Origin of the sequence: Ferruginibacter sp., from assembly GCF_049840995.1 — a bacterium.
GTDB lineage: Bacteria > Bacteroidota > Bacteroidia > Chitinophagales > Chitinophagaceae > Ferruginibacter.
In genome coordinates this window covers 256,900-281,300 of record NZ_JASGIP010000006.1, presented here as the reverse complement: position 1 = coordinate 281,300, position 24,401 = coordinate 256,900, and the positions used below count along the sequence as shown (strand labels likewise).

General features: G+C 42.2%; 17 protein-coding genes. All 17 read left to right on the top strand.

Annotated elements, in window-relative coordinates; all coding sequences use genetic code 11:
- Positions 1-22 precede the first annotated feature (22 nt).
- The 17 genes from QM738_RS16435 (at position 23) to QM738_RS16355 (ending at position 24,394) form a co-directional block, all read left to right on the top strand.
- Positions 23-646, top strand: coding sequence for a DUF3826 domain-containing protein (locus tag QM738_RS16435; protein ID WP_462277818.1), 624 nt, complete (start codon positions 23-25; stop codon positions 644-646).
- On the top strand, positions 627-785 hold the full coding sequence (locus QM738_RS16430; RefSeq protein WP_462277817.1) for a DUF3826 domain-containing protein: 159 nt from the start codon (positions 627-629) through the stop codon (positions 783-785). Before QM738_RS16435 ends, QM738_RS16430 begins: the two co-directional genes overlap by 20 nt.
- A gap of 39 nt (positions 786-824) precedes the next feature.
- On the top strand, positions 825-4,160 hold the full coding sequence (locus QM738_RS16425; protein ID WP_462277816.1) for a SusC/RagA family TonB-linked outer membrane protein: 3,336 nt from the start codon (positions 825-827) through the stop codon (positions 4,158-4,160).
- A 34-nt stretch (positions 4,161-4,194) separates the two neighbouring features.
- A complete protein-coding gene (locus QM738_RS16420) occupies positions 4,195-6,183 on the top strand; it encodes a RagB/SusD family nutrient uptake outer membrane protein (protein ID WP_462277815.1) in 1,989 nt (662 codons plus the stop codon).
- Positions 6,184-6,603: 420 nt separating this feature from the next.
- Positions 6,604-8,133, top strand: coding sequence for a polysaccharide lyase (locus QM738_RS16415; RefSeq protein WP_462277814.1), 1,530 nt, complete (start codon positions 6,604-6,606; stop codon positions 8,131-8,133).
- Between the two features lie 11 nt (positions 8,134-8,144).
- Positions 8,145-9,779 (top strand): pectate lyase family protein, encoded by a 1,635-nt coding sequence (locus QM738_RS16410; RefSeq protein ID WP_462278198.1) that lies wholly within the window; start codon positions 8,145-8,147, stop codon positions 9,777-9,779.
- Positions 9,780-9,919: 140 nt separating this feature from the next.
- Positions 9,920-12,835 (top strand): DUF6298 domain-containing protein, encoded by a 2,916-nt coding sequence (locus tag QM738_RS16405; protein WP_462277813.1) that lies wholly within the window; start codon positions 9,920-9,922, stop codon positions 12,833-12,835.
- A gap of 75 nt (positions 12,836-12,910) precedes the next feature.
- Entirely contained in the window at positions 12,911-14,254 is a 1,344-nt protein-coding gene (locus QM738_RS16400; protein WP_462277812.1) for a glycoside hydrolase family 140 protein, read from the top strand.
- Positions 14,254-15,165, top strand: coding sequence for a glycoside hydrolase family 43 protein (locus QM738_RS16395; protein WP_462277811.1), 912 nt, complete (start codon positions 14,254-14,256; stop codon positions 15,163-15,165). The genes QM738_RS16400 and QM738_RS16395 overlap by 1 nt, the downstream gene beginning before the upstream one ends.
- 19 nt (positions 15,166-15,184) lie before the next feature.
- A complete protein-coding gene (locus tag QM738_RS16390; RefSeq protein WP_462277810.1) occupies positions 15,185-17,005 on the top strand; it encodes an exo-alpha-sialidase in 1,821 nt (606 codons plus the stop codon).
- Positions 17,006-17,009: 4 nt separating this feature from the next.
- Positions 17,010-18,425 (top strand): L-fucose/L-arabinose isomerase family protein, encoded by a 1,416-nt coding sequence (locus QM738_RS16385; RefSeq protein ID WP_462277809.1) that lies wholly within the window; start codon positions 17,010-17,012, stop codon positions 18,423-18,425.
- Position 18,426: 1 nt separating this feature from the next.
- The gene (locus tag QM738_RS16380; RefSeq protein WP_462277808.1) at positions 18,427-19,260 is read left to right on the top strand and encodes a transketolase; all 834 of its coding nucleotides are present in this window, start codon (positions 18,427-18,429) and stop codon (positions 19,258-19,260) included.
- A gap of 9 nt (positions 19,261-19,269) precedes the next feature.
- On the top strand, positions 19,270-20,235 hold the full coding sequence (locus QM738_RS16375; RefSeq protein WP_462277807.1) for a transketolase family protein: 966 nt from the start codon (positions 19,270-19,272) through the stop codon (positions 20,233-20,235).
- Between the two features lie 68 nt (positions 20,236-20,303).
- Positions 20,304-21,245: a substrate-binding domain-containing protein gene (locus tag QM738_RS16370; protein ID WP_462277806.1), complete on the top strand. Its 942-nt coding sequence runs from the start codon at positions 20,304-20,306 to the stop codon at positions 21,243-21,245.
- 5 nt (positions 21,246-21,250) lie between these two features.
- Positions 21,251-21,919, top strand: coding sequence for a DUF2291 domain-containing protein (locus QM738_RS16365; RefSeq protein ID WP_462277805.1), 669 nt, complete (start codon positions 21,251-21,253; stop codon positions 21,917-21,919).
- A complete protein-coding gene (locus QM738_RS16360) occupies positions 21,891-23,399 on the top strand; it encodes a sugar ABC transporter ATP-binding protein (RefSeq protein ID WP_462277804.1) in 1,509 nt (502 codons plus the stop codon). Before QM738_RS16365 ends, QM738_RS16360 begins: the two co-directional genes overlap by 29 nt.
- Before the next feature lie 14 nt (positions 23,400-23,413).
- Complete coding sequence (locus tag QM738_RS16355) at positions 23,414-24,394, top strand: ABC transporter permease (RefSeq protein ID WP_462277803.1); 981 nt, start codon at positions 23,414-23,416, stop codon at positions 24,392-24,394.
- The last annotated feature ends 7 nt before the right edge of the window (positions 24,395-24,401 follow it).

Genomic DNA, 24,401 nt, shown 5'->3' with positions numbered 1-24,401 from the left:
TCTAACGATTAAAATGCACTTCATGAAAAGGTTCAGGCTTGTTAATGAGAATGGTTTGTTTGCAGGTGATATTCAGCCTGTTTTGTCTTTTTCTTCCATCATTCATTCCGGTTTTTTAAATATGCGTTTCCTTTCGTTCATCGCCTTATTATTCTGGGGCATTAATACTCATGCACAATCTGCAACCGATACTGCTTATCAAAGAGTGATAGCAGAACGTACTGCCAAGATCGTTAATACATTGAATCTTACCGATGCAGCAGTATATAAAAAAGTACAACAACAATTAGCAGATCAATATTTTAACCTGAATGATATACAGGATAAAAGCAAGGCTGTAGTAACAGGCATTAAAGCAAAAGGCCTGTCGAAAGAAGAGACCGATGCCGCAGTAAAAGAAGAAGAAAATAAAAAATCTGCCGCACTGAAGCAGCTGCATGCAAATTTTATCGCTCAATTAAAAGAGCATTTGTCTGAAGACCAGATCGTAAAAATAAAAGATGGCATGACCTATAATATCCTTCCTGTTACCTGGACGGCTTACCTGGACATGCTGCAACATCTTACCAAAGAACAAAAAGACCAGATGTATGCATGGCTGGTAGAAGCAAGGGAACTGGCAATGGATGAAGGATTCGAGCGATAAGAAACATGCTGTGTTTGGAAAGTATAAAGGACGGATCAATAATTATTTATCTGCTGCCGGTTATGATATGAAAAAAGAAGGTGAGGAATGGGCTAAAAGAATAGCTGCAGCAAAAGAGGCCAAGCAAAACCAGAACTAAGCTATAAAAACTGTTATAATTTTTCAAAACCAACGCTATATGATAAAGCAAATCTTAAAGAAGGCATTGCTCCTTCAATTTTCCTTACTGCTCAGCTGCATATTATTTGCACAGCAAAAAACTGTTACCGGTAAGGTAACGGATGCTGATGGTAAACCATTGCAGGGGGTTAATATTGGCATTAAAGGAACTACCGTTACTACTGTTACAGATGCAAGCGGTAATTTTTCTATCTCTGTTCCTGCCAATCAATCGGTGCTTAAAATTTCAAGCGCCACTTTTCTTTACCAGGAGATCATAGTGGGTACCAAAACCACTTTTGCAATCACCCTGCAAAAAGATACCAAGCAAATGGAAGATGTGGTGGTAGTAGGTTATGGTACGCAAAAAACGAGGGCCATTACCGGTGCTATTACTACTGTTGACACCAAAAAAATTGAAAACCTCCCGGTTGCTTCCATCACAGAAATGTTGAGAGGACAGGTACCGGGATTGAACGTGACCGGTGGTGCTACAAGGCCCGGCCTGATGGCATCATTGAATATACGTCAGCAGTTTAACTGGGGTAAAGATAATGGTAACGTGATACCGCTGATCGTGATAGATGATGTGATACAGGTTGATCCGCAAACTGGCTGGTCTTCTTTGGACAGGTTCAATCAATTGGATCTATCTGAGGTAGAAAGTATCACTGTAGTACGTGATGCTGCTGCTGCCATTTATGGTGCACGTGGATCGCAGGGAGCTATCATCGTAAAAACCAAAAGAGGTAAAGCAGGTGCCCCACGCATCAGCTACAGTGCAAAATTTGAAACCAATAACGCTGTAAGCCATGGTAAAGTAATGAATGCAAGGCAGTATGGCGAATTCTCTAACATATTCCAGAGAGCATTGGGACAGAGTGTGGATTACCAGTATTCTGCTGCTGAACTGGCTAGCATGGATTCTTTAAATTACGACTGGTTAGGCAACGACTGGAGAGCGGCCAATGTAATGCAGCATTCACTGGAAGTAAGTGGCGGTTCTGAAAGGGCTACTTATTTTACCGGTGCTTCTTATTATACACAAGGCGCTAACTTAGGTACGCAAAATTTTAAACGCTGGACCTACAGGGCCGGTACTGATGTGAAGTTATTAAGTGGCCTGCGTTTTTCAGCTACACTTGCTGCATCTAATACCAATGTTGCAAAATCATTTACTAAGATCAACTTCAGTGATGGTTATGCAGTGGGTGGTGAACAGAACGATTACAGCGTTTTATTACACATGCCTAAATACATTCCATGGGTATATAATATCAATGGTGTAGACAGGTATATTTCTCCAGCACTGGGTTCAAACAGGGTGGGAAGTGCTTCCGGTAACAACTCATTGAGTAACTATAATTACTATGCATTGTTGAATAACGGATCTATTTCTACTAACAAGAACTTCAACTACAATGCAGCTTTTACATTACAATATGATGTGCCTTTTGTAAAAGGTTTATCATTTAAATTGAACTACGGCTTATCCCAGGCTGCTACTAACACAGAAGCAAATATGTTCCCGCAACTGTTGTACCAGGCAAGCAAGATCAATGCAGTGGGTAAACACTTGTATTCTGAAACAGCCGCTGCTGACTGGGTAGCAACTACCAACAAATCAAATACCAGGGTTACTTATGATAACACTACTTCAAAGAACGAACAGACCAACTTCTTTGTTAGTTACTATCACCAGTTTGGTGAACACAGCATATCTGCAATGGCTTCTGTAGAAAAAGCTACCAATATGCTGGAAGACAGGTACCAGATATATGATAACCCAACTGCGGATATCTATAACGGAACTTCAGTATCTGCAGGTACATTGAATACGGGTAACACCATCACTTACCGTTATGCAGGTGGTTCTTTATCTTACCTGGGTAGGGTGAGTTATAATTATAAGAACAGGTACTTCCTGCAATTTGTTTTCCGTTCAGATGCGTCAACCGTATTTGCTCCTGAAAACTACTGGGGTTTCTTCCCTGCACTTTCTGCAGGCTGGATAATTTCTGACGAAAAATTCTTTAATGTTCCATGGGTTAATTACCTGAAATTAAGAGCTAACGTTGGTAAAACAGGTAACAACAACATCACTGCATGGAAATGGTTACAGTTATATACAGCAGCAACCGATAAAGGTTTTGGTTTCGGCAGCAACGGTGGTCTGTACACTACTGGTCTTACACCAGGTGTTACGCCTAACCGCAATGTTGAGTGGGACCAGGATCTGCAGAGAAATATGGGTTTTGATGTGTCTTTCTTAAAGAACCGTCTTTCTGTTTCATTTGATCAATATTTCAATACACACACTAACATGCTGACCGATATGTCAAGCGCATTACTTTCTCCAATTAGTGTTGGTGGTGCGTTTGCTGAACAAAACTATTCAGCTGTAAAGGAGTGGGGTACAGAAATATCACTTACCTGGAGAGATAAGATCGGTAAAGATTTCACTTATTCTGTAGGCGTAAATACCGGCTTCAGCAATTATAAAACAACCACTTATTTTGATCTGCCTTTCACTTATCCATCTACCAGCACTACCAGGAGAGCATTGGGTAATACCCTGCTTGCACCGGTATGGGGCTTCAGAACATGGAAACAAACTTCAGCCGGCGATGGTATGTTGCGTACCGATGCTGATATTGATAACTACTGGAATTACTTAACCCAGAATGCAGCTAACTCAGGTGTATCCGGTGCTACACCAAACTTCCTGGGTGTTACTACAAAATCAGGTCTTAAAAAAGGTATGCTGGTATATGAAGATGTGGCAGGAGACCTGAATGCAAATACTAAATCTATCGCAGGTGCTAATGGCAGGATCGCAGCAAGTGAAGATTATGTGAAGTTGAAAAAATCAAACAGGACCTATGGTTTTACAACCAACCTGAGCTTTGGTTATAAAGGTATCACCATGCTGGCACAGATCGCTACATCATGGGGCGGTGCAAACTACCTGGATTATGTAAAACAAGCTACTTCAAGTACAAGTGCTACATGGTCTCAGCCAATTTACCTGACTGATATGTACGATTCAGCAAGCAATCCTAACGGAAAATATCCTAACCTGGCTTACTACGATAACTTCGGTGGTACCAATTCAGATTTCTTCCTGTTACCATCTTTCAGGATGGTGGTGCGTAACCTGAGTATTGGTTATACAGTACCTACAGCATGGGTTAAAAAAGCAAAATTCGAAAGTGCAAGGATCTATCTTTCAGGAAACAACCTGTGGGATCTGTATAATCCTTATCCCAACAAATACCGCAATATGTATGATGATCCTAAAGCGGCTTATCCAACAATGCGAACCTGGGCGATCGGCCTTAACGTAGGATTCTAAAAACTGTATAATCTTATTACAATAAAAAAACTATATGAAAAATAAAATATTATATCTCATTACTTCAATAACGCTGCTTGCAGCCACCGGGTGCAGTAAAGACTTCTTGGAGGATACGAAGCCGTATAACCAATATGGTGAGGATGCAGTATATGCAAACGAAACACTCGCCGGTCAATATATCGACAGGTTGTACAACTATTATTTTGTAACCTACAACAGCCCGTTGAAACAGGTGGTTGGATTGTACAATACCAACAGGTCGTATATGACAGAAGAACTGGGTGGCGGTACTATCATCAATTATCTTGATCCAACCAAAACTTTACAGCTGGCTACTGATGCTGATACTTATTATGGTGTTACTGCATCCAGTGTACAGAACTATCCATACACACGTATCCGCTTTGCAAATGACGTGATAGCAAAAATGGATCAGCCTATTGCGGCTAATTTATCCGCTGCATTCCGTCAGACTGCAAAAGGGCAGATGTATTTTTTAAGAGCTTTACAATACTTTGACCTGGTAAGGGTATATGGTGGTGTGCCCATTGTAACAACTGTACAAAATGCAAGCACTACAGATGAAACCATCCAGTTGCCACGTGCCAAAGCATCTGAATGCTTTACCCAGATCGTAAAAGACCTGGATTCTGCTGCGGCCTTGCTTCCGATGATATGGGATAACCCAACCACGAATTATGGCAGGATGACCGGAGCTGCTGCACTGGCTATGAAGAGCCGTGTATTATTGACAGCTGCAAGTCCTTTGTATAATAAAGACTGGGATAACCAGGGTAGCGCCAAATGGCAGGCTGCCTTACAGGCAGGGCTAGACGCAGAAACCAAATTGACCACAGCAGGTTACGGTTTGTATGGCAGCAGCGCTAAAGACTGGGGAGCTATGACCTATGCAACCGGTAATACCACTTTCAATAAGGAAGCTATTATGGTGTTCCTGTTCAATGTTACTTCTACAACATCTGCAGGGTATAACAATACTTGGGAAAACTCATTAAGGCCGGTTGATTATAAAGGCACCGGTGGTCTTTCTGCAACTAAAGAAATGTTAGACCTGTTCCCACTGGCAAGCGGAGCCCGTCCGCTGCCGGCCAATGGATATGTAGATACCTTCTTCTTTGAGAACAGGGATCCACGTTTCTACCGCACCTTTGTATTCTCAGGTTCTAAATGGCCTATTAAATCAAATGCCAATAAATCTACCTGGTTGTACAGGTGGAGGGCAAGCGCTACAGGTACTGTTACTTACTATGGTAATAACCAAACCACCAGCCCGGCTATCGTATCAAAAATGTCGAACCCGAATGCGGATAGTGCAGTAGGATATGCTTACTCTAACACCAGCATTTTTGAATACCGCTATGCAGAACTGTTATTGAATATTGCAGAATGCTATGCTGCTAAAGGTGATATTGCCAATGCAACTGTTTATCTTGGTAAAGTACGTGCACGTGTAGGTATCCCTTCTGCCAATAATTATGGTATTGGAACATTAGCAAATAAATATGCAGCGCTGGAAGCCTGCTTATACGAACGCCGTGTGGAACTGGCGTATGAAGGAAAACGTTTTTGGGATGTACAACGCTGGATGTTGTATGCAGATGACGCAAACAGCGGTAATTCTGTAACAAAACTCGGTGTTAAACCATTGAACGGCTCTGTACGCAATGGATATTACTGGCAGTCTTTGACCTATGGTGCAGATCCATTAACTGCGGCAGACAGGAACATCCTGGTAGATCCGGATGCTGCAAACTTTGCAACACAGATCGCAAGTTTGAAAACTGTCTATAAAAATAAATTGGTGATGACAAAATTAGACCAGGGGCTTGACAGGGTGAATAGCACCGACCTGATAAATTTAGGTGGAATACTTTTCCGTCCTAACTATTACCTGTCAGGTCTTGCAGCTTCTCCATTAAGCAGCAATCCATGGTTAAAACAAAATATTGGCTGGAATGATTATAGCGGCGTTGCCGGTACATTCAATCCAACTGAATAAGATTTACACTAACCCGGGCCCAATACATACAACATATACCTGTATATATTGGGCCCCTGTTTTTCCCGGAATTTGAAATGAAAAACCAAAAGTTTGGATCAATAAATGGGAAGTTTTGTTTGAATGGGGCATCGGAATACAGCAGTTAAGTTTAGTGGTCATTGAATTTTAAATGGGAAAAGAGAGAGTTATTCGCTTTCTCTTTTTTTATCAAAAAAATAAAGAAATTGTACATCAAAATAGTAAGAAATAACCAACAATATTTTTAACAACTGTCGTCTAATAGTATTCAAATAATCATCATAATGAAAAAGTGTCTTTAAAAAATTATTCTGTGCGGTTGTTGTTTTAAATATTGTCGCATCTGCAAATGCACAATATCCCGATATCCCTGCCGATGTAAAAAAATCTTCCGATTCGTTGATCGCGGCGGCTAACAAACATTCTGATTCAGCATGGCTGGTAGCATTACCCATCATTGAAAAAGAAGCCAAAGAAGGAAAACCATTTATTCCATGGGCTTCAAGAGTGGATGAATTACCGCAGTCGGATATTCCTGCTTTTCCCGGTGCAGAAGGTGGTGGTAAATTTTCATTTGGCGGACGTGGCGGAAAAACAATTGTAGTAACTAATCTAAATGATGATGGCCCCGGAAGTTTGCGCTATGCCTGCGAGCAGGGTGGTGCAAGAATTATTGTTTTTAATGTAGCAGGTATCATACGTTTAAAATCTCCGTTAATTATCAGGGCGCCTTATATTACTATTGAAGGGCAGACGGCGCCAGGCGATGGTGTTTGTATCGCCGGCGAAACCGTGTGGATCAACACACATGATGTGATCATCCGCTTTATGCGTTTCCGCCGTGGTGAAACATGGGTGGGCAGAAGGGATGATGCAATAGGCGGTAATCCTATCGGCAATATCATGATCGATCATGTAAGTGCCAGCTGGGGACTGGATGAGAACATGAGCATGTACCGACACATGTATAATGACAGTACCGGTAAGATAGAAGATAAATTTCCTACGGTAAATATCACCATACAGAATTCAATCTTTGGTGAATCACTCGATACATGGAACCATGCATTCGGTAGTACATTGGGTGGGGAGAACTGTGCATTTGTACGTAACCTCTGGGCCAACAATGCAGGCCGCAATCCATCTGTAGGCTGGAATGGTATTTTTAATTTTGCCAATAACGTTGTATTTAACTGGGTGCATCGTTCAATAGATGGGGGCGATTACAGGGCGCAGTTCAACATCATCAATAACTATTTTCAACCTGGTCCGGCCACACCAAAAAATAATGTGGGTCACCGCATATTGAAACCTGAAAGTGGCCGAAGCAAACTGAAAGAAAAATTTTATGGTCGTGCTTATGTGAACGGTAATATCATGGAAGGATATCCTGCCATCACAAAAGATAACTGGAATGGCGGCGTACAGGTGGAGGAAGAAGAAAATGCCGGTGCCTATACAGCAAATATCAAATGGCCTAAGCCATTGCCGATGCCACAGCTCACCATCATCAGCGCAACAGATGCAAGAAAATATGTATTGGCCAATGCCGGCGCTACATTACCTAAAAGAGATGCAGTAGATACAAGAATTGTAAAACAGGTTACAACCGGCAAGATCGAATTTGATCCCAATGTAAAATTACCTGAAACACAATTCAAGCACCGCCGTATGCCGATCGATTCTTACAAGCAGGGCATCATTACCGATCCAATACAGGTAGGTGGTTATCCCGATTACAAAGGCAATGCGTATAAAGACAGTGATAATGATGGTATACCTGATACATGGGAAACTGCACATGGATTAAATCCAAATGATGCAGCCGATGCAGGAAAGATCACTAAAAGTGGCTACAGCAATATTGAATTATACCTGAACAGCGTGGTGGATATTAAAAATGTAACACCAGCTGCAATAAAAAAATAAAAGTGAAAATAATTTCGTCATACATTCTTACAGGCATATTGCTTGCTTCGGTGCAGCATGCTGCGGCGCAATATCCCACCATTCCACCGGCAATGGAAGATTCTGCCAATAAAGAAATGAAACGCTTCCAGGATATTTCCGACGAAGCGTGGAAAAAAGCATTGCCCATTATTGAAGCGGATGAAAAAAATGGCAAACCGTTTGTGCCATGGGCTTCCAAATCTTCGGACCTGCCGCAGGCAAAAATTCCTGCGTTCCCGGGTGCAGAAGGTGGTGGCGCTTATACTTCGGGTGGCCGTGGGGGTAAGGTATACGTGGTTACAAGTTTAGAAGATCGTGGACCGGGTACATTGCGGGAAGCATGCGAACAGGGCGGTGCAAGGATCATTGTTTTCAATGTGGCAGGTATCATTCGTTTAAAAAGCCCGATCAATATAAGGGCACCGTATATTACCATTGCGGGGCAAACAGCACCGGGCGATGGAGTTTGTGTAGCAGGCGAATCTGTATTGATAGACACACATGATGTTATTATCCGCTTCATGCGTTTCCGCCGTGGGCAAACAGAAGTTACGAGAAGAGATGATGGCCTGGGTGGTAACCCTGTAGGCAATATCATCATCGATCATGTGTCAGGCAGCTGGGGATTGGATGAGAATATGTCCATCTACCGCCATGTATACGACCGGAAGAGTGATGGCAAAGGGGAGAAATTACCTACCGTAAATGTTACGATACAAAATTCCATTTTTTCTGAAGGACTGGATACTTATAACCATGCATTCGGAAGTACGATCGGTGGAAGGAACAGTACTTTTATGCGTAACCTCTGGGCCAATAATGTAGCAAGAAGCCCGTCGATAGGAATGGATGGTGATTTTGGTTTTGCCAATAATGTTGTTTTCAACTGGTGGAACCGTAGTGCGGATGGTGGTGATGATAAATCATTTTTCAATTTTATCAACAACTATTATAAGCCCGGGCCCATCACACCAAAAGATAAACCGATCAGTTACCGTATTTTAAAACCTGAATCCGGCAGATCGCATAAGGATACATTGGTATTTGGTCAAGCCTATGTGCATGGTAATATTGTAGAAGGCAACGAAAAAGTAACCAACGATAACTGGGCAGGTGGTGTACAGGTACAGGATGGGCCCGATGCAGGAAAATTTACCGACCAGATAAAAGTGGATCAACCATTTCCAATGGCTCCGGTAGCTATCATTGATGCAAAAGACGCTTATGCTTATGTACTGAGCAATGCTGGGGCTACTTTACCGGTACGTGATGCGGTGGATAAAAGGATCGTGGAAGAAGTAAAGACGGGCAAGATCACTTACAGCCCCGATGCAGTGCCTTACGTAGCAAAGTATGTAAAACGCCGTTTGCCGGCAGATTCTTATAAAGACGGTATCATTTCGGATATCAGCCAGGTAGGCGGTTATCCTGCATATAAAGGCAACCCTTATAAAGACAGTGATAATGATGGTATGCCGGATGAATATGAAGTGAAAAACAAGCTGAATCCGCATGATGCCAGCGATGCAGTAAAGATCACCAAGAGCGGGTATAGCAATATTGAAGTGTACCTGAACAGTGTGGTGGATATTAAGAACGTAAGGCCAGTAGTGGTGCGGAATTAACTTTATTAACCGGGTGAAAATTACTGTAATCAGTAACTTTACTCATCCTTAAATAATACCGGCTTTGCAGTGAACAAAAAAAAATATATCAAAGATTTTTTCTCATATCAGCAGTAGTTTTTAGTGTACAGCAGGCTTTATTGGCGCAAAAACCTTTAAGGCCTGCTCCTTTAGCTGTCGACAAAGGAAAAATCATCTACACGCCCGACTCCCTGGGCAACCGCATTCCTGATTTTTCTTACTGCGGTTATAAAGCATCCGAACAGCCCATCCCCAATGTTGACATAAAGATCACCGTACCGGTAACAAAAGGCGATGCCACATTGCGCATACAATCAGCACTGGATTATGTGGCTTCATTAACACCTGATGCCAATGGCTTTCGCGGTGCGGTGTTATTGCAGAAAGGCACTTATGAAGTGTACGAACAATTAAGAATTACTGCATCAGGAGTTGTACTTCGTGGATGCGGTGCCGGTAGTAACGGTACCACTTTGATTGGAGCTGGCACAGGAAGATTGGCCTTGATTAAAATTATTGGTAAAAACGATATTCCAAAAGACCTATATGGTTTAAAAATTACAGATGCTTATGTGCCGGTGAACGGCACCAGCTTTAATGTAAGTGATGCTATTTTAACTAAAGAACATTCTGATAAAATAATCATCCGTCGTCCATCCACAAAAAAATGGATCGAAACGCTCGGTACCGATATGTTTGGTGGCGGTATTTCTGCATTGGGTTGGAAACCCGGCGACCGAGATATTTTCTTCGACAGAAAGATTACAAAAATTGAAGGCACTACTATCACCATTGATGCGCCGATTACTACTGCGCTGGATACTACTTACGGTGGTGCTACTATTTATTTTTATACCGGTAATGGCAGGATCAATAACTGTGGTATTGAAAATATCCGTTGTGTATCCACTTATGATAAAGCAAATGTAAAAGACGAAGATCATCGCTGGAACGCCATTAACGTGGAAGCTGCCGAAGATTGCTGGGTAAGGCAAATAAGCTTCGAGAATTTTGCTGGCTCAGCAGTGAGTGTGCTGGAAACATCCAAAAGGATTACGGTGGAGGATTGTAAATCATTGCATCCTGTATCGGAAATAGGAGGACAAAGACGTTATACTTTTTTAACTACGGGCCAGCAGACATTATTTCAACGCTGCTATGCAGAATATGGCTATCATGATTTTGCGGTAGGTTATTGTGCACCGGGTCCGAATGCTTTTGTGCAATGCGAATCCATCAGGCCTTATAATTTCAGCGGCGGTATCGATAGCTGGGCTTCCGGCGTTTTATTTGATATTGTGAATGTAGATGGCAATGCATTGCGTTTTGGCAACCGTGGCCAGTATGGTAATGGCGCCGGTTGGTCAGCTGCTAACAGTTTGTTCTGGAACTGTACTGCTGCGGTGATAGATTGTTATAAACCGCCAACAGCGCAAAACTGGTCCTTCGGTAGTTGGGCGCAGTTCAGCGGTGATGGATATTGGGCAGAATCGAACAATGCTATTAATCCAAGAAGCCTGTATTACGGGCAACTGGCAGCAAGGCTCAATAAAAACGTGGATGCACAGGCGCAGATATTAAATGTACCTACGGATGCATCCAGCAGTCCTTCGGTGGAAGTAGCGGCAGAGTTGACAAAACAATCAGCGAAACCACGGGTGTTATTACAGCAATGGATAGACGAAGCGTATAAAAGAAACAATATTCCCACTAACGCTGCAAATGTTAAGACTGTAGACGAAGTTGGAATAAAAAAGATACCGGTACCCGTATTGGCACCACCCATGCAGGTAAAGAATGGCTGGCTGATACGGGGTGATGAAGTGTTGGCGGGAGCAAGGAATATTGTGCCCTGGTGGAATGGCGGTGTACAAGGTAACGACCTGGTAACAGCCAAACCGCATATCACCCGTTTTGTTCCGGGCAGAACAGGTAATGGGTTGACAGATGACCTGAATGAAGTAACAGATGATATGAAGGCAAAACATATCATTGCAATGGAACATAATTATGGATTATGGTACGACCTGCGCAGGGACAATCATGAACGCATAAGAAGGATGGATGGAGATGTATGGCCACCGTTTTATGAATTGCCTTTTGCAAGAAGCGGTAAGGATACTGCCTGGGATGGATTGAGCAAATACGATCTTACCAAATACAATTTATTTTACTGGACCCGCTTAAAACAATTTGCGGACCTGGCAGATCAGAAAGGATTAGTGCTGGTGCACCAGGATTATTTTCAGCACAATATTATTGAAGCAGGCGCACACTATGTTGATTTTCCCTGGCGCACTGCCAACAATATTAATAATACTGGTTTTCCTGAGCCACCACCATTTGCGGGTGATAAAAGAATATTTTTGGCAGAACAGTTCTATGATATCTCTAATCCTGTAAGAAGGGAACTGCATAAAAAATTCATCCGCCAATGTCTGAATAATTTTAAAGACAACAATGGTGTGATACAATTCATTGGTGAAGAATTTACCGGGCCATTGCATTTTGTAAAATTCTGGCTGGATGTGGTAAAGGATTGGGAAAAAGAAACCGGTAAACATCCTATCATTGGATTATGCGTTACAAAAGATGTACAGGATTCGATATTAAGCAATCCCGCTTATGCAGCTGTAGTTGACCTGATCGATATCCGCTATTGGCATTACCAGGCAGACGGAACTACTTACGAACCAAAGGGCGGACAGAATTTAGCACCCCGCCAGCATGCAAGATTATTAAAACCTAAGAAAGCCTCTTTTGAACAGGTATACAGGGCTGTAAAAGAATACCGGGAAAAATATCCCACGAAGGCAGTAAGTTATTCAGGAGATAGCTATACTGATTTTGGTATGGCTGCATTTATGGCCGGGGGAAGTTTGCCGGTATTACCTGCAACAATTGATGCAGGTTTATTAAAAGCAGCAGCTACGATGAAACCTGTTGCGTCTGAAAATAAGAATGAGTATATTTTGAGTGACGGAAAGAATAGTATCATTTATAATACCGAAACAAAAAAACTGGAGAAAAAATAAACCGGGAATTTTCAGGCAAAGATGCGAATGCCTTTGCCTATTCTTGCTTTGCGCCTTTGCGTGAAAAATAAAATAATGAAAAAGTATTTTACCATAGCATTATTATTGGTTGTATTTGCTTCCCATGCGCAACTGCAGCAGTTAAAGATATCTGCCAATAAAAGATATTTTCAAACCAAAGATGGCAAACCATTTTTTTGGATGGGAGATACCGGCTGGCTGCTGTTTAAAAAATGCAAGCGGGAAGAAGCTATTAAATACCTGGACGATAGAAAGGCCAAGGGTTTTAATGTGATACAGGTAATGCTGTTGCACGAATTGAATATCACCAATGCTTATGGAGATTCGGCTTTGGTAAATAAAGATATTTCGAAACCCAATCAGAATTTTGTCAACAACTACTGGACCAATGCAGATTTTGTTATTCGAGAAGCAGCTAAGCGGGGAATTTATATAGCACTGGTACCTATCTGGGGAGGAAACATCAAGCATGTTTCAGTAGATCAATGTAAGGCTTATGCTACCTTTTTGGCGAACCACTATAAACAGCACAGCAATATCATCTGGCTGAATGGCGGTGATATCAAGGGTAGTGATGCACTGGATAAATGGAATATGATCGGCAATACACTCCGTTCTATCGATAAAGATCATTTAATTGGTTTTCACCCGCGGGGAAGGAATTCCTCTTCTGCCTGGTTTCACAATGAAGCATGGCTGGATTTTAATATGTTCCAGAGCGGCCATAAGCGTTATGAACAGGATACTGTGTCAACAGAAACATTGCACTACGGAGAGGATAACTGGAAATATGTGAATGATGATTATAAATTGACACCTGTTAAACCAACATTAGACGGAGAACCATCTTATGAAAATATTCCGCATGGCCTGCATGATTCATCAGAAAAAAGATGGACGGCAGCTGATGTGCGCCGCTACGCTTACTGGAGTGTATTTGCAGGCGGATGTGGTTTTACTTATGGTAATAATTCTGTAATGCAGTTTTACAGAACGACTGATAAAGGGTCAAGTTTTGGCGCCAATAAAAACTGGGATGATGAGATCAATGCACCCGGTGCAGGACAAATGCAATATTTAAAAGAACTGATACTTAGCAAAAGTTATTTTGACCGCACACCTGCGCAGGAACTGGTGATTGACAATGGCGATAAATACAACCGGGTACTGGCCACCAAAGGAAAAGGCTATGCCATGTTCTATGTGTACAATGCGAGGAACATAAATGTGTTAACAAAAAAACTGAATTTCAAACCAACAAAAGCAACCTGGTTCAGTCCATCAGACAGCCAGGTGATCCCTGTAAAGGATTTTAAATTCAATCCGCTGGCCAGCACATTCACTCCACCCGGCGAAAAAGGAAATGGTAATGACTGGGTATTAATACTGGAAAAATAATGAACCGGAAAGTATACACCATATTGAGCCTTATTGTTCTTTTAACCGCCTGTTCCCATAAAGTATATCTCTTCACTTCATTTCATGAGCCGGCCAACGAAGGGCTAAGAATGCTGTACAGCAAAGATGGTTATCACTGGAAGGCAATTGACAGTATTTATTTAAAGCCCTTGATAGGGAAAGATAAAATAATGCGGGACCCATCCATGTTGCAGGGACCCGATGGCACTTTTCACCTGGTATGGACAACGGAATGGAAAGATGGCAATGGGTTTGGTTATGCTTCCAGCAAAGACCTCATTTACTGGAGCGAACAGCAATATGTACCTGTAATGCAAAATGAACCAACGGTGAAAAATGTGTGGGCGCCGGAATTATTTTATGATGATGAAAAGAAGGAATACATCATTGTATTTGCCTCCTGCATTCCCAATCGGTTTGAAAAAGGCATTGAAGATGAGAACAATAATCACCGCCTGTATTATACCACCACAAAAGATTTTAAAACATACAGTGATACAAAATTATTCCTCGATCCAAAATTCAGTTCGATCGATGCCGAAATTATAAAGAGAGGATCAAAAGATTATGTATTAGTGGTGAAAGACAATACAAGGCCGGAAAGAAATATTAAAGTGGCATTTGCAAAAGACCCGCTAGGCCCTTATGAAAATATGTCGGCGCCCTTTACAGAAAAATTCACAGAAGGGCCTTCAGTAGCCAAAGTAAAAAAAGGTTGGCTTATTTATTATGATGCTTATCAAAAGAAAACTTACGAAGCATCATTTACAAAAGATTTTAAAACATTTATAAAAGCGGATAGTTTGGTGAGTATACCGGAAGGCCATAAGCACGGAACAGTTCTAATTGTAAAAAGAAAAGCAGCTCAAAAAATACTGCCGGCAAAATGAGCAGCAAAAAAATAAACAAATGAGGATTGTCATTACCATATTATTCATTATCAATTATTCATTATTAATTGCCCAGGATACGGTGCACTATACCGGCAATACATTATCCAATGTAGATTATCATCATGGACAATTATCTCCCGCTATTGGCGTGCACAATATACAGGTAATGCGTGCCAACCGTGGGGACACCGGCACTACAAACTGGACCTACAACCATCAGCCCATGCTGGCTTACTGGAACAATAGTTTTTACCTGGAATATTTATGTACACCTGTGGGCGAGCATGTGCCGCCGGGAAGAACTGTGTTGCAGCGTTCAAAAGATGGGTATAACTGGGATGCGCCTGTTGTGATATTTCCTGAATATAAAATTCCGGATGGAACAGTAAAAGAAGGAAGAAAGGATACTGCTAAAAATACTTTTGCGGTAATGCACCAGCGCATTGGATTCTATACATCCAAAAGTAAAAAACTCTTTGCCCTGGGATATTACGGGATTGTTTTGGGCGCACACGATGATCCGAATGATGGCAATGGCATCGGCAGGGTGATCAGGGAAATTAAAGCAGACGGAAGTTTTGGGCCCATTTATTTCTTACGCTACAATCATGCGTTTAACGAAAAAAATACTTTATATCCTTTTTATAAAACCGCCAAAGATGCAGCATTTGTAAAAGCCTGCGAAGAGATACTTGCCACACCATTGCTGATGCAGCAGATGGTGGAGGAAGCGGACCGTAACGATCCTTTAATTCCATTACAAAAAGATTTTAAAGCTTTTAATTATTATCATTTACCCAATGGCAATGTTGTTGGACTTTGGAAATATGCGTTAACAAGTATCAGTAAAGACGAAGGCAAAACATGGCAGTATGGACCATTAAGAGCGCCGGGATTTGTAAATGCTAATGCAAAGATATGGGGACAAAAAACCAGCGATGGAAGATATGCAACCGTGTATAATCCTTCCGAATTCCGCTGGCCGCTGGCCATCAGTGTAAGCGATGACGGATTGAACTATAAAAATTTATTACTGGTAAATGGAGAGATCACTTCGCTTCGTTACGGAGGTGCTTATAAAAGTTATGGACCGCAATACGTACGTGGCATACAGGAAATGGATGGCGTTGTGCCAGGCGGTAATATGTGGGTTACCTATAGCATGAATAAAGAAGATATCTGGATCAGTGAAATACCGGTGCCGGTAAAAGAAAAAGAAACTAAAGATGTAAATGAAACATTTGCATTGATGAATCATGGCGAACAACTCAAGTCATGGAACATTTATAGCCCTTTATTATGCAAAGTGCTTACTGAACAGTATAAGAATCTTGATGCGGTGGCTTTGCACGACAGTGATCCATTTGATTATGCAAAAGCAGAACGTGTTTTTCCTGTTGCAAAAAAAGTAAATCTTTCTTTTTCTGTTACGCCACAGCAAACCAGCAACGGAGAACTGGAAATAGAATTAATAGATGCGAAAGGTACACCTTGCCTGCGCATCATGCTCGATTCAACCGGTAGTATACTTACCAAACAAGGCTACCGTAATAAATCGCTCGGAAAATACAATGCAGGCGAAGTACTTGCTTTTAAGATTGAATTGAATACTGCGACCCGGTTTTATACAGTAACCATCAATGGTGGCAAACCTTCCAGTAATTTATGCTTTGCGCCTGTTCAAAGTGTGGAACGTATCACATTCCGCACAGGGGATGTGCGTCGTTTCCCGGATGCAGATACACCTACCGACCAGGATTATGATCTGCCCAATCCCAACAGGAAAGATAAAGAAGCCGTATACTACATTCATTATTTAACAACAAACTCATTATAATACTATGCCAGCAATAAAGAACAGCACGTTAGGCGTGATCATTGGTAACAGGGATTTTTTTCCTGATAAACTGGTTGCCGAAGCAAGAACAGAGATACTGGACCTGTTTAAAAAATTGAACATTACTCCCGTAATGCTAAGTGATGCAGATAGTAAGCTGGGCGGTGTGGAAACATTTGCGGAAGCACAGAAATGTGCAGCGCTGTTTAGAAAACATGCAGATGAGATCGATGGCATACTGGTGGTATTGCCCAACTTTGGCGATGAGAAAGGAGTAGCGGATACCATTAAATTATCAGGACTGCATGTGCCGGTATTAATACAGGGCTACCCCGATGATCTTGGAAAAATGGATGTGGTGAACAGGAGGGATGCATGGTGTGGCAAGATATCGGTATGCAATAATTTGTATCAATACGGTATAAAATATTCACTTACCACAAAGCATGTGGTAAGTCCAAAAGATGTATCATTCATTACTGATCTTACGAATTTTATTGCAACCTGCAGGGTGGTGAATGGATTGCGCAAAGTACGTATTGGCGCAGTAGGCGCAAGGCCAACAGCATTTAATACGGTACGTTACAGTGAAAAATTATTACAACGTAATGGCATTTCTGTAACTACAGTTGATCTGTCAGAAATATTAGGCAATGCCAATAAACTCACTGCAGATGATAAAGCGGTAAAAGAAAAGCTGGAGAAGATACATGCTTATACCAGCACCGGCAAAACACCGCCTGACCGCCTGGTTCAAATTGCAAAACTGGATGTGGTGCTGGCAAACTTTATGGAAGAGAATTGCCTGGATGCCACTGCCATTCAATGCTGGACATCGCTGCAAAAAAATTATGGCTGCAATGTATGCACCAGCATGAGTATGATGAGTGAGAACATGCTGCCCAGCGCCTGCGAAGTGGATGTAACGGGAACATTAAGTATGTATGCCATGCAGCTGGCCAGCGGGTCTCCGTCAGCGTTAGTGGACTGGAATAATAATTATGCAGATGATGATACCAAGTGTGTACTGTTCCATTGTGGCAACTGGGCCAAATCGTTTTTGCCTGATATCACGATCAGCACAGCGCCGATACTGGGCACTAGTGTTGGAACCGAAAATACTTATGGTGCATTGGATGGAAGAACACCGGCAATGCCACTGACTTATGGCCGCATCAGTACCGATGATAATAAAGGCATTGTTAAAGCTTATGTGGGAGAAGGTGAACTGACAAATGATGCACTGGATACATTTGGTAACCGTGCAGTAGCACAGATCAATAACCTGCAGGGCCTGATGAATTATGTATGCCGCAACGGCTTTGAGCATCACGTGGTGATGAACGCCAGTAAAACGGCCGGCATATTAAGAGAAGCTTTTGAAAATTACTTAGGATGGGAAACCTATAGTCACAATTAGTATGACAACAAAAGAACTGAAACAAAGATCCATACAGTATCGCAAAAAGATACTCAAATATATCGTTGGTGCCAACGCCGGGCATACCGGGGGAAGTTTATCCTGTACGGATATTTTGAATGTACTCTATAATGATGTATTGAATGTTTCCCCGGAAAACTTTACTTCGAATGACCGTGACCGTTATGTACAAAGTAAAGGGCATTGCGTCGAAGCATTATTTGTAGTGCTGGCGGATAAAGGATTTTTTCCTGAGAGCGACCTGGAAACATTATGCAAGTATCAATCGCATTATATTGGTCATCCAACCAAAAAAGTAAAAGGTGTAGAGCAAAATACCGGCGCATTAGGACATGGATTACCAATATGCACAGGCATGGCTATTGCTGCAAAAATGGATGCTAAAGATTATAAAGTATTTACACTGATGGGTGATGGTGAATTACCCGAAGGCAGCAACTGGGAAGCAGCGTTAAGCGCGGCGCATTATAAACTGGATAACCTGTGCGCCATCGTGGATAAGAACAGTCTGCAGATAACAGCTGCAACAACAGATGTGATGAATACCGATCCGCTGGATGAAAAATGGAAAGCATTCGGATGGGCTGTAAAAGAAGTGAATGGCAATGATATTGATGAACTGCGTGCAGCATTTGCGGCATTGCCATTTGAAAAAGATAAACCATCCGTCATCATTGCACACACAACAAAAGGCAAAGGTGTAAGCTTTATGGAAAATGAATTGAAATGGCACCATGGTGTGCCGAATAAAGAGCAATACGAACAGGCGCAGCAGGAACTGGATGCTGCAATGCAAACAATTACCAATAATTAATTACAAATAATGGCAGAGGAAGTTAAGTACAGCGCAGATGCAGATAAACCGAACCAGGATGAGTTTTCGGAAACACTGCAGCGGCTGGCTGAAACAGATACAAGCATCATAGCAGTTACCAGCGACTCAAGAGGTTCCGGTAAACTGGTGCCGTTTGGAAAAAAGTTTCCAAAACAGATCGTGGAAGTAGGCATTGCAGAACAGAATTTAGTAGGTGTGGCTGCAGGATTAGCAAGTTGTGGCAAAAAAGTATTTGCGGTATCGCCTGCTTGTTTTTTAACAGCCCGATCGCTGGAGCAGATAAAGAACGATATCTGTTACAGCAATAATGCTGCAACTGTAGTGGGCATCAGCGCAGGCGTAAGTTATGGTGCACTCGGCAGTACGCATCACAGCCTGCATGATTTTGCAGTATTGCGTGCTATCAATAATATCATCATTGTTGCCCCGGCTGATAATTTTGAAACACAGCAGGCAACAGAACTTGCTGCGGCAAGCGATGTGCCGGTATACCTGCGTTTTGGAAAAAAAATAATGCCGGCTTTAAAAAAAGATAACAGTGATGGTTTTGCATTTGGCAAGGGGCGTATAATTACAACAGGCGACGATATTGCGATTATTGCTAACGGGGAAACGGTACAGCCCGCAATACAGGCAGCGGAAAAATTACAGGCAAATGGTATTGCCGCAACAGTGATAAGTATGCATACCATTAAACCGCTTGATACGACATTGATCTCATCGCTCGCCAAAAAATGCAAAGCAGTTATAACCGTGGAAGAGCACAGTGTGTACGGTGGCCTCGGGGAAGCTGTAGCCTCCTTTTTAATGCAGGAAGGAATAGCAAAACCATTTAAAATAATGGGTATCCCGGATGAGTATACCGTTACCGGTCCTCAGATGGATATTTTTAAACATTATGGCATCAGTGGAGAAGGTATTGCTGCAGAAGCGATAAGGCTATTAAATAGGTAGAAAAAAACTTCGTGACTCTTTGTGCCCTTAGTGTCTTAGTGGTTCAAAACGTATAAAACATCTTGCTGATGAAAAAAATAATTTCAATGCTATTACTCGTTGCAGTTGCACTATATGCCTGTAACAGTAAAGCGCCGGAAAAAAAGAAGACGGGGAAAATGGCCGTAGTCGTATCTACGCTCAATAATCCCTGGTTCGTTTTTTTGGCAGAAACAGCAGCAGCCAAGGCAAAAGCATTGGGCTACGAAGCCAAGATCTTTGATTCGCAGAATAACACGGCGCTGGAAAGCGATCATTTTGAAAATATAATCGTAGCAGGCTTTGATGCAATATTATTCAACTCCACCGATGCAGACGGTTCTATCGCCAATGTACAAAAAGCAAAAGATGCAGGTATACCGGTGTTTTGTATGGACCGGGAGATCAATTCATTGACCACGGCTACTTCGCAGATACTGAGTGATAGTTATTCCGGTGCTGTTGCAATAGGGAAATATTTTACACAACAATTAAATAAAAAAGGGAATTATGTAGAGATACTGGGCATTGTAGGCGATAATAATACCTGGGCAAGAAGCAAAGGATTTCACAGCGTGGTGGATAATTACAAAGGATTTAAAATGGTGGCGCAGCAAAGTGCCGATTTTGATCAGAACAAAGCGATGGAAGTAATGGAGTCGATATTGCAGGCACATCCTGATATTGACGGCGTGTTTTGCGGTAATGATGGCATGGCCCTGGGCGCTTACCAGGCATTACTGGCTGCTGGTAAAGCCAATAAAGTAAAAGTGTTTGGTTTTGATGGTGCAGAAGATGTGATCACTTCTATAGGAGCAAATAAAGTGGCAGCAACCGGCATGCAGTTCCCAAAAGTGATGGCGGAAACAGCAGCGCAATATGCAGATGAATATATAAAAGGCCGTCGTGATTTTCCGCAGAAAGTACCCGTGGCTGTGGAACTGGTAACTGCAAAAAATATCAACGATTATATTGCTTACGGAAAAAAATAACAGGCGTGAATAAATACATTAAATACTGTTTGATCATCGCTGTAGTTGCATTACTTGCATACAAGTCCGTGCATTTTGAAAAATTAAGTGCCATGAAAAATGCTGTGACAGAAAAATTTGACGCCACCGCATTCAGTCAGAAATTGTGGAAAGAAAAAATGCCTGTAAAGCTCGATAGTGCTATCAGCCTGCAACAACTCAAAGCCGCTGTTGAAGCTAAGGGCAGCTCTGCAATAGATCAATTAGGCAATTCGCTCAGCATTGGCAATTACCGCTATTGCCTGGTAAAAGTTACAGGCACCGTAGCACAGGTAAATGAAGACGATATCCAGCTGAAAGTAAATTATGGTGCTGATCAACCCGGAGACACATCCGGAACAGCAACACTTGCTACCGAATATATCTATGGCAATGCCATCCGTGATGCATCAGGATTGGTGCAGGTAAAAGATTATCCCAACACCAGCGACCTGAATAATATTTCAGAATCGCTGAATAAAATAGTACGAACAGAATTGCTGCCTTCATTTAGATCAACCGTTAAAAAAGGAGATCAGCTGAATATTGTTGCAGCGGTGGAACTGAATAAAAACATATTCACTGGCAGGGACTGGAACTATTACCCTTACGAATCAGCATGCAACCATGATACTGGAAGCCCGGCATATCTGTAAAAACTTTGGCGGCATTGCTGCATTAAGTGATGTGAACATGATGTTGTATCCGGGTAAAGTAAATGCCTTGATCGGGGAGAACGGCGCCGGCAAATCCACTCTGATGAAAATATTCTCCGGTGTGCACACGCAATACGAAGGGGAGATTGTACTGGATGGGAAAGTGCAACGATTTAAAAATACAAAAGAAGCTGAAGCAGCCGGTATCGCCATCATTCACCAGGAACTGAATTTAGTGCCCTACTTATCGATAACAGAAAATATTTTTTTAGGCAGAGAAATTACCAATAGTTTAGGTATACTAAATAAAGCTGCCATGCAACAGCAAACCCAAGCGCTGTTGAATAAAGTAAATCTACAGGTTGATCCGGCTACAAAGATCGCGGCATTGAAAGTGGGACAACAGCAGCTGGTGGAAATTGCCAAAGCACTGTACTGCAATGCAGCTGTTATCATCATGGATGAACCAACATCCGCCATCAGTGATAAAGAAGTGGACAACCTGTTTGCTATCATCACACAATTAAAACAAGAAGGAAAAACAATTGTATACATCTCACATAAGCTGAAAGAATTGTTTACCATCGCTGATAACTATGTAATTCTTCGTGATGGGAAAACTGTTGATGCAGGAGAACTGAGAGCAGTTTCACCCGATGTGTTGATCCAGAAAATGACGGGGAGGCAACTGGGTTTTGAAAAAAGCGGCAAAACAATATGTGATGCCCCGGTTTTATTATCAGTGGAAAATTGCAACCTGAAGCATCCTTTATTCCGCTTCAGCAATATTATAAAAGATGTTTCATTCAATTTACATAAAGGCGAGATCATCGGGCTGTATGGGTTGATGGGAGCTGGTCGCACAGAATTAATGGAAGTGATATTCGGACTGCATCCCAAAAATGGCAGCGGCAATATTACAGTGAACAATAAAACGGTAAAGATCAAGTCACCTGCACAAGCCATCAATGCAGGCATCGCATTGGTGCCCGAAGACCGGAAACTGCATGGCCTTGTTTTGAATCAAACCATTAAATCGAATATCAGTATCACCGTACTGAAGCAACTGGAAAAATGGGGATTGCTATTGAATGCCAAAAAGGAAAAAGAACTTACGAAAGGTTTTATCAATCAATTGGGCATTAAAACCTCGTCGGATACAGCTGCTGCAAAGAACCTGAGCGGGGGTAACCAGCAAAAGATAGTACTTGCAAAATGGCTGGCCACGCATCCGCAGGTATTATTACTGGATGAGCCTACCAGGGGCATTGATGTGAATGCCAAAGCAGAAATATATAAGCTGATGAAATCGCTGGCAGCTGAGGGCATGGGGATTGTAATGGTGTCATCTGAATTGCCCGAGATACTAGCAGTATCAGACCGTGTGCTGGTAATGTGCGAAGGGCAATTAACAGCTTCGCTGCCAATTGAAGAAGCAACTGAAGCCGGGATACTTAAACATGCGATACATAAAAATTAAAACGAACCTGCTGCATGAAAGAAGGAATTGCTATTCAAAAATTCGACATTAAGAAATTTCAGTCGCTTATTGCGTTGCTGTTGCTGTGTATTGTACTCAGTGTGCTTACCGATAAATTTTTTACTGCTGACAACGGGCTGAATGTATTACGGCAGGTGGCCGTAAATATCTGTATCGCCACTGGTATGACACTGGTGGTGTTGACGGCCGGCATTGATCTGTCAGTAGGTTCTGTATTGGCCTTATGCGGTGCAGTAACTGCCGGGCTGTATAAAAATGGGCTGTCGTTTGTATCACTTGATCTTCACGCTACCTTCACCGTACTCGGTGCAATAATAGGAGGTTTGTTATTGGGTGCAGTGCTGGGTTGGTTCAATGGATTTACAGTAACTAAATTCAATGTGCCGCCATTTGTGGCAACACTGGCGATGCTTACCATCGCAAGAGGATTTACGATGTTGTACACAAAGGGACATCCTATCAGTAATCTGGGGAAAGATTTTGCATTTATCGGTTCCGGCTCATTGCTCGGCATTCCTGTTCCGGTATGGATGGCGGTAGTGGTAACACTGATCGCGGTATTCATTACCCAAAAAACAAAACTGGGCAGATACATTTATGCAATTGGCGGTAATGAACAGGCTGCAAAGCTTTCGGGTATCAATATAAAAAAAGTAAAGCTTACGGTGTATGCCATTGCCGGGGCGCTGGCGGCATTGGGCGGTTTGATAGTGACGGCAAGACTCGATTCTGCCCAACCCAATGCGGGTGTGAGTTATGAGCTGGATGCGATAGCGGCGGTAGTGATCGGTGGTACATCATTGAGTGGTGGAAAAGGTAGTGTATGGGGAACCGTTATAGGAGCTATCATCATCGGGGTGCTGAACAACGGCCTCGTGCTGCTGAATGTTTCACCATTCTGGCAACAGGTGGTAAAAGGAGCCGTGATATTACTGGCAGTGATCATTGATAAAATAGGTGAGAAGAGAGATTAAGATCGGG

Excerpts from the sequence above, each read along its gene's own strand:
- QM738_RS16380 (WP_462277808.1), top strand. The coding sequence starts at position 18,427 with ATGACAACAAAAGAACTGAAACAAAGATCCATACAGTATCGCAAAAAG.
- QM738_RS16395 (WP_462277811.1), top strand. The coding sequence starts at position 14,254 with ATGAACCGGAAAGTATACACCATATTGAGCCTTATTGTTCTTTTAACC.
- QM738_RS16430 (WP_462277817.1), top strand. The coding sequence starts at position 627 with ATGAAGGATTCGAGCGATAAGAAACATGCTGTGTTTGGAAAGTATAAA.
- QM738_RS16355 (WP_462277803.1), top strand. The coding sequence starts at position 23,414 with ATGAAAGAAGGAATTGCTATTCAAAAATTCGACATTAAGAAATTTCAG.
- QM738_RS16375 (WP_462277807.1), top strand. The coding sequence starts at position 19,270 with ATGGCAGAGGAAGTTAAGTACAGCGCAGATGCAGATAAACCGAACCAG.
- QM738_RS16390 (WP_462277810.1), top strand. The coding sequence starts at position 15,185 with ATGAGGATTGTCATTACCATATTATTCATTATCAATTATTCATTATTA.
- QM738_RS16360 (WP_462277804.1), top strand. The coding sequence starts at position 21,891 with ATGATACTGGAAGCCCGGCATATCTGTAAAAACTTTGGCGGCATTGCT.
- QM738_RS16435 (WP_462277818.1), top strand. The coding sequence starts at position 23 with ATGAAAAGGTTCAGGCTTGTTAATGAGAATGGTTTGTTTGCAGGTGAT.
- QM738_RS16370 (WP_462277806.1), top strand. The coding sequence starts at position 20,304 with ATGAAAAAAATAATTTCAATGCTATTACTCGTTGCAGTTGCACTATAT.
- QM738_RS16400 (WP_462277812.1), top strand. The coding sequence starts at position 12,911 with ATGAAAAAGTATTTTACCATAGCATTATTATTGGTTGTATTTGCTTCC.
- QM738_RS16425 (WP_462277816.1), top strand. The coding sequence starts at position 825 with ATGATAAAGCAAATCTTAAAGAAGGCATTGCTCCTTCAATTTTCCTTA.
- QM738_RS16420 (WP_462277815.1), top strand. The coding sequence starts at position 4,195 with ATGAAAAATAAAATATTATATCTCATTACTTCAATAACGCTGCTTGCA.
- QM738_RS16385 (WP_462277809.1), top strand. The coding sequence starts at position 17,010 with ATGCCAGCAATAAAGAACAGCACGTTAGGCGTGATCATTGGTAACAGG.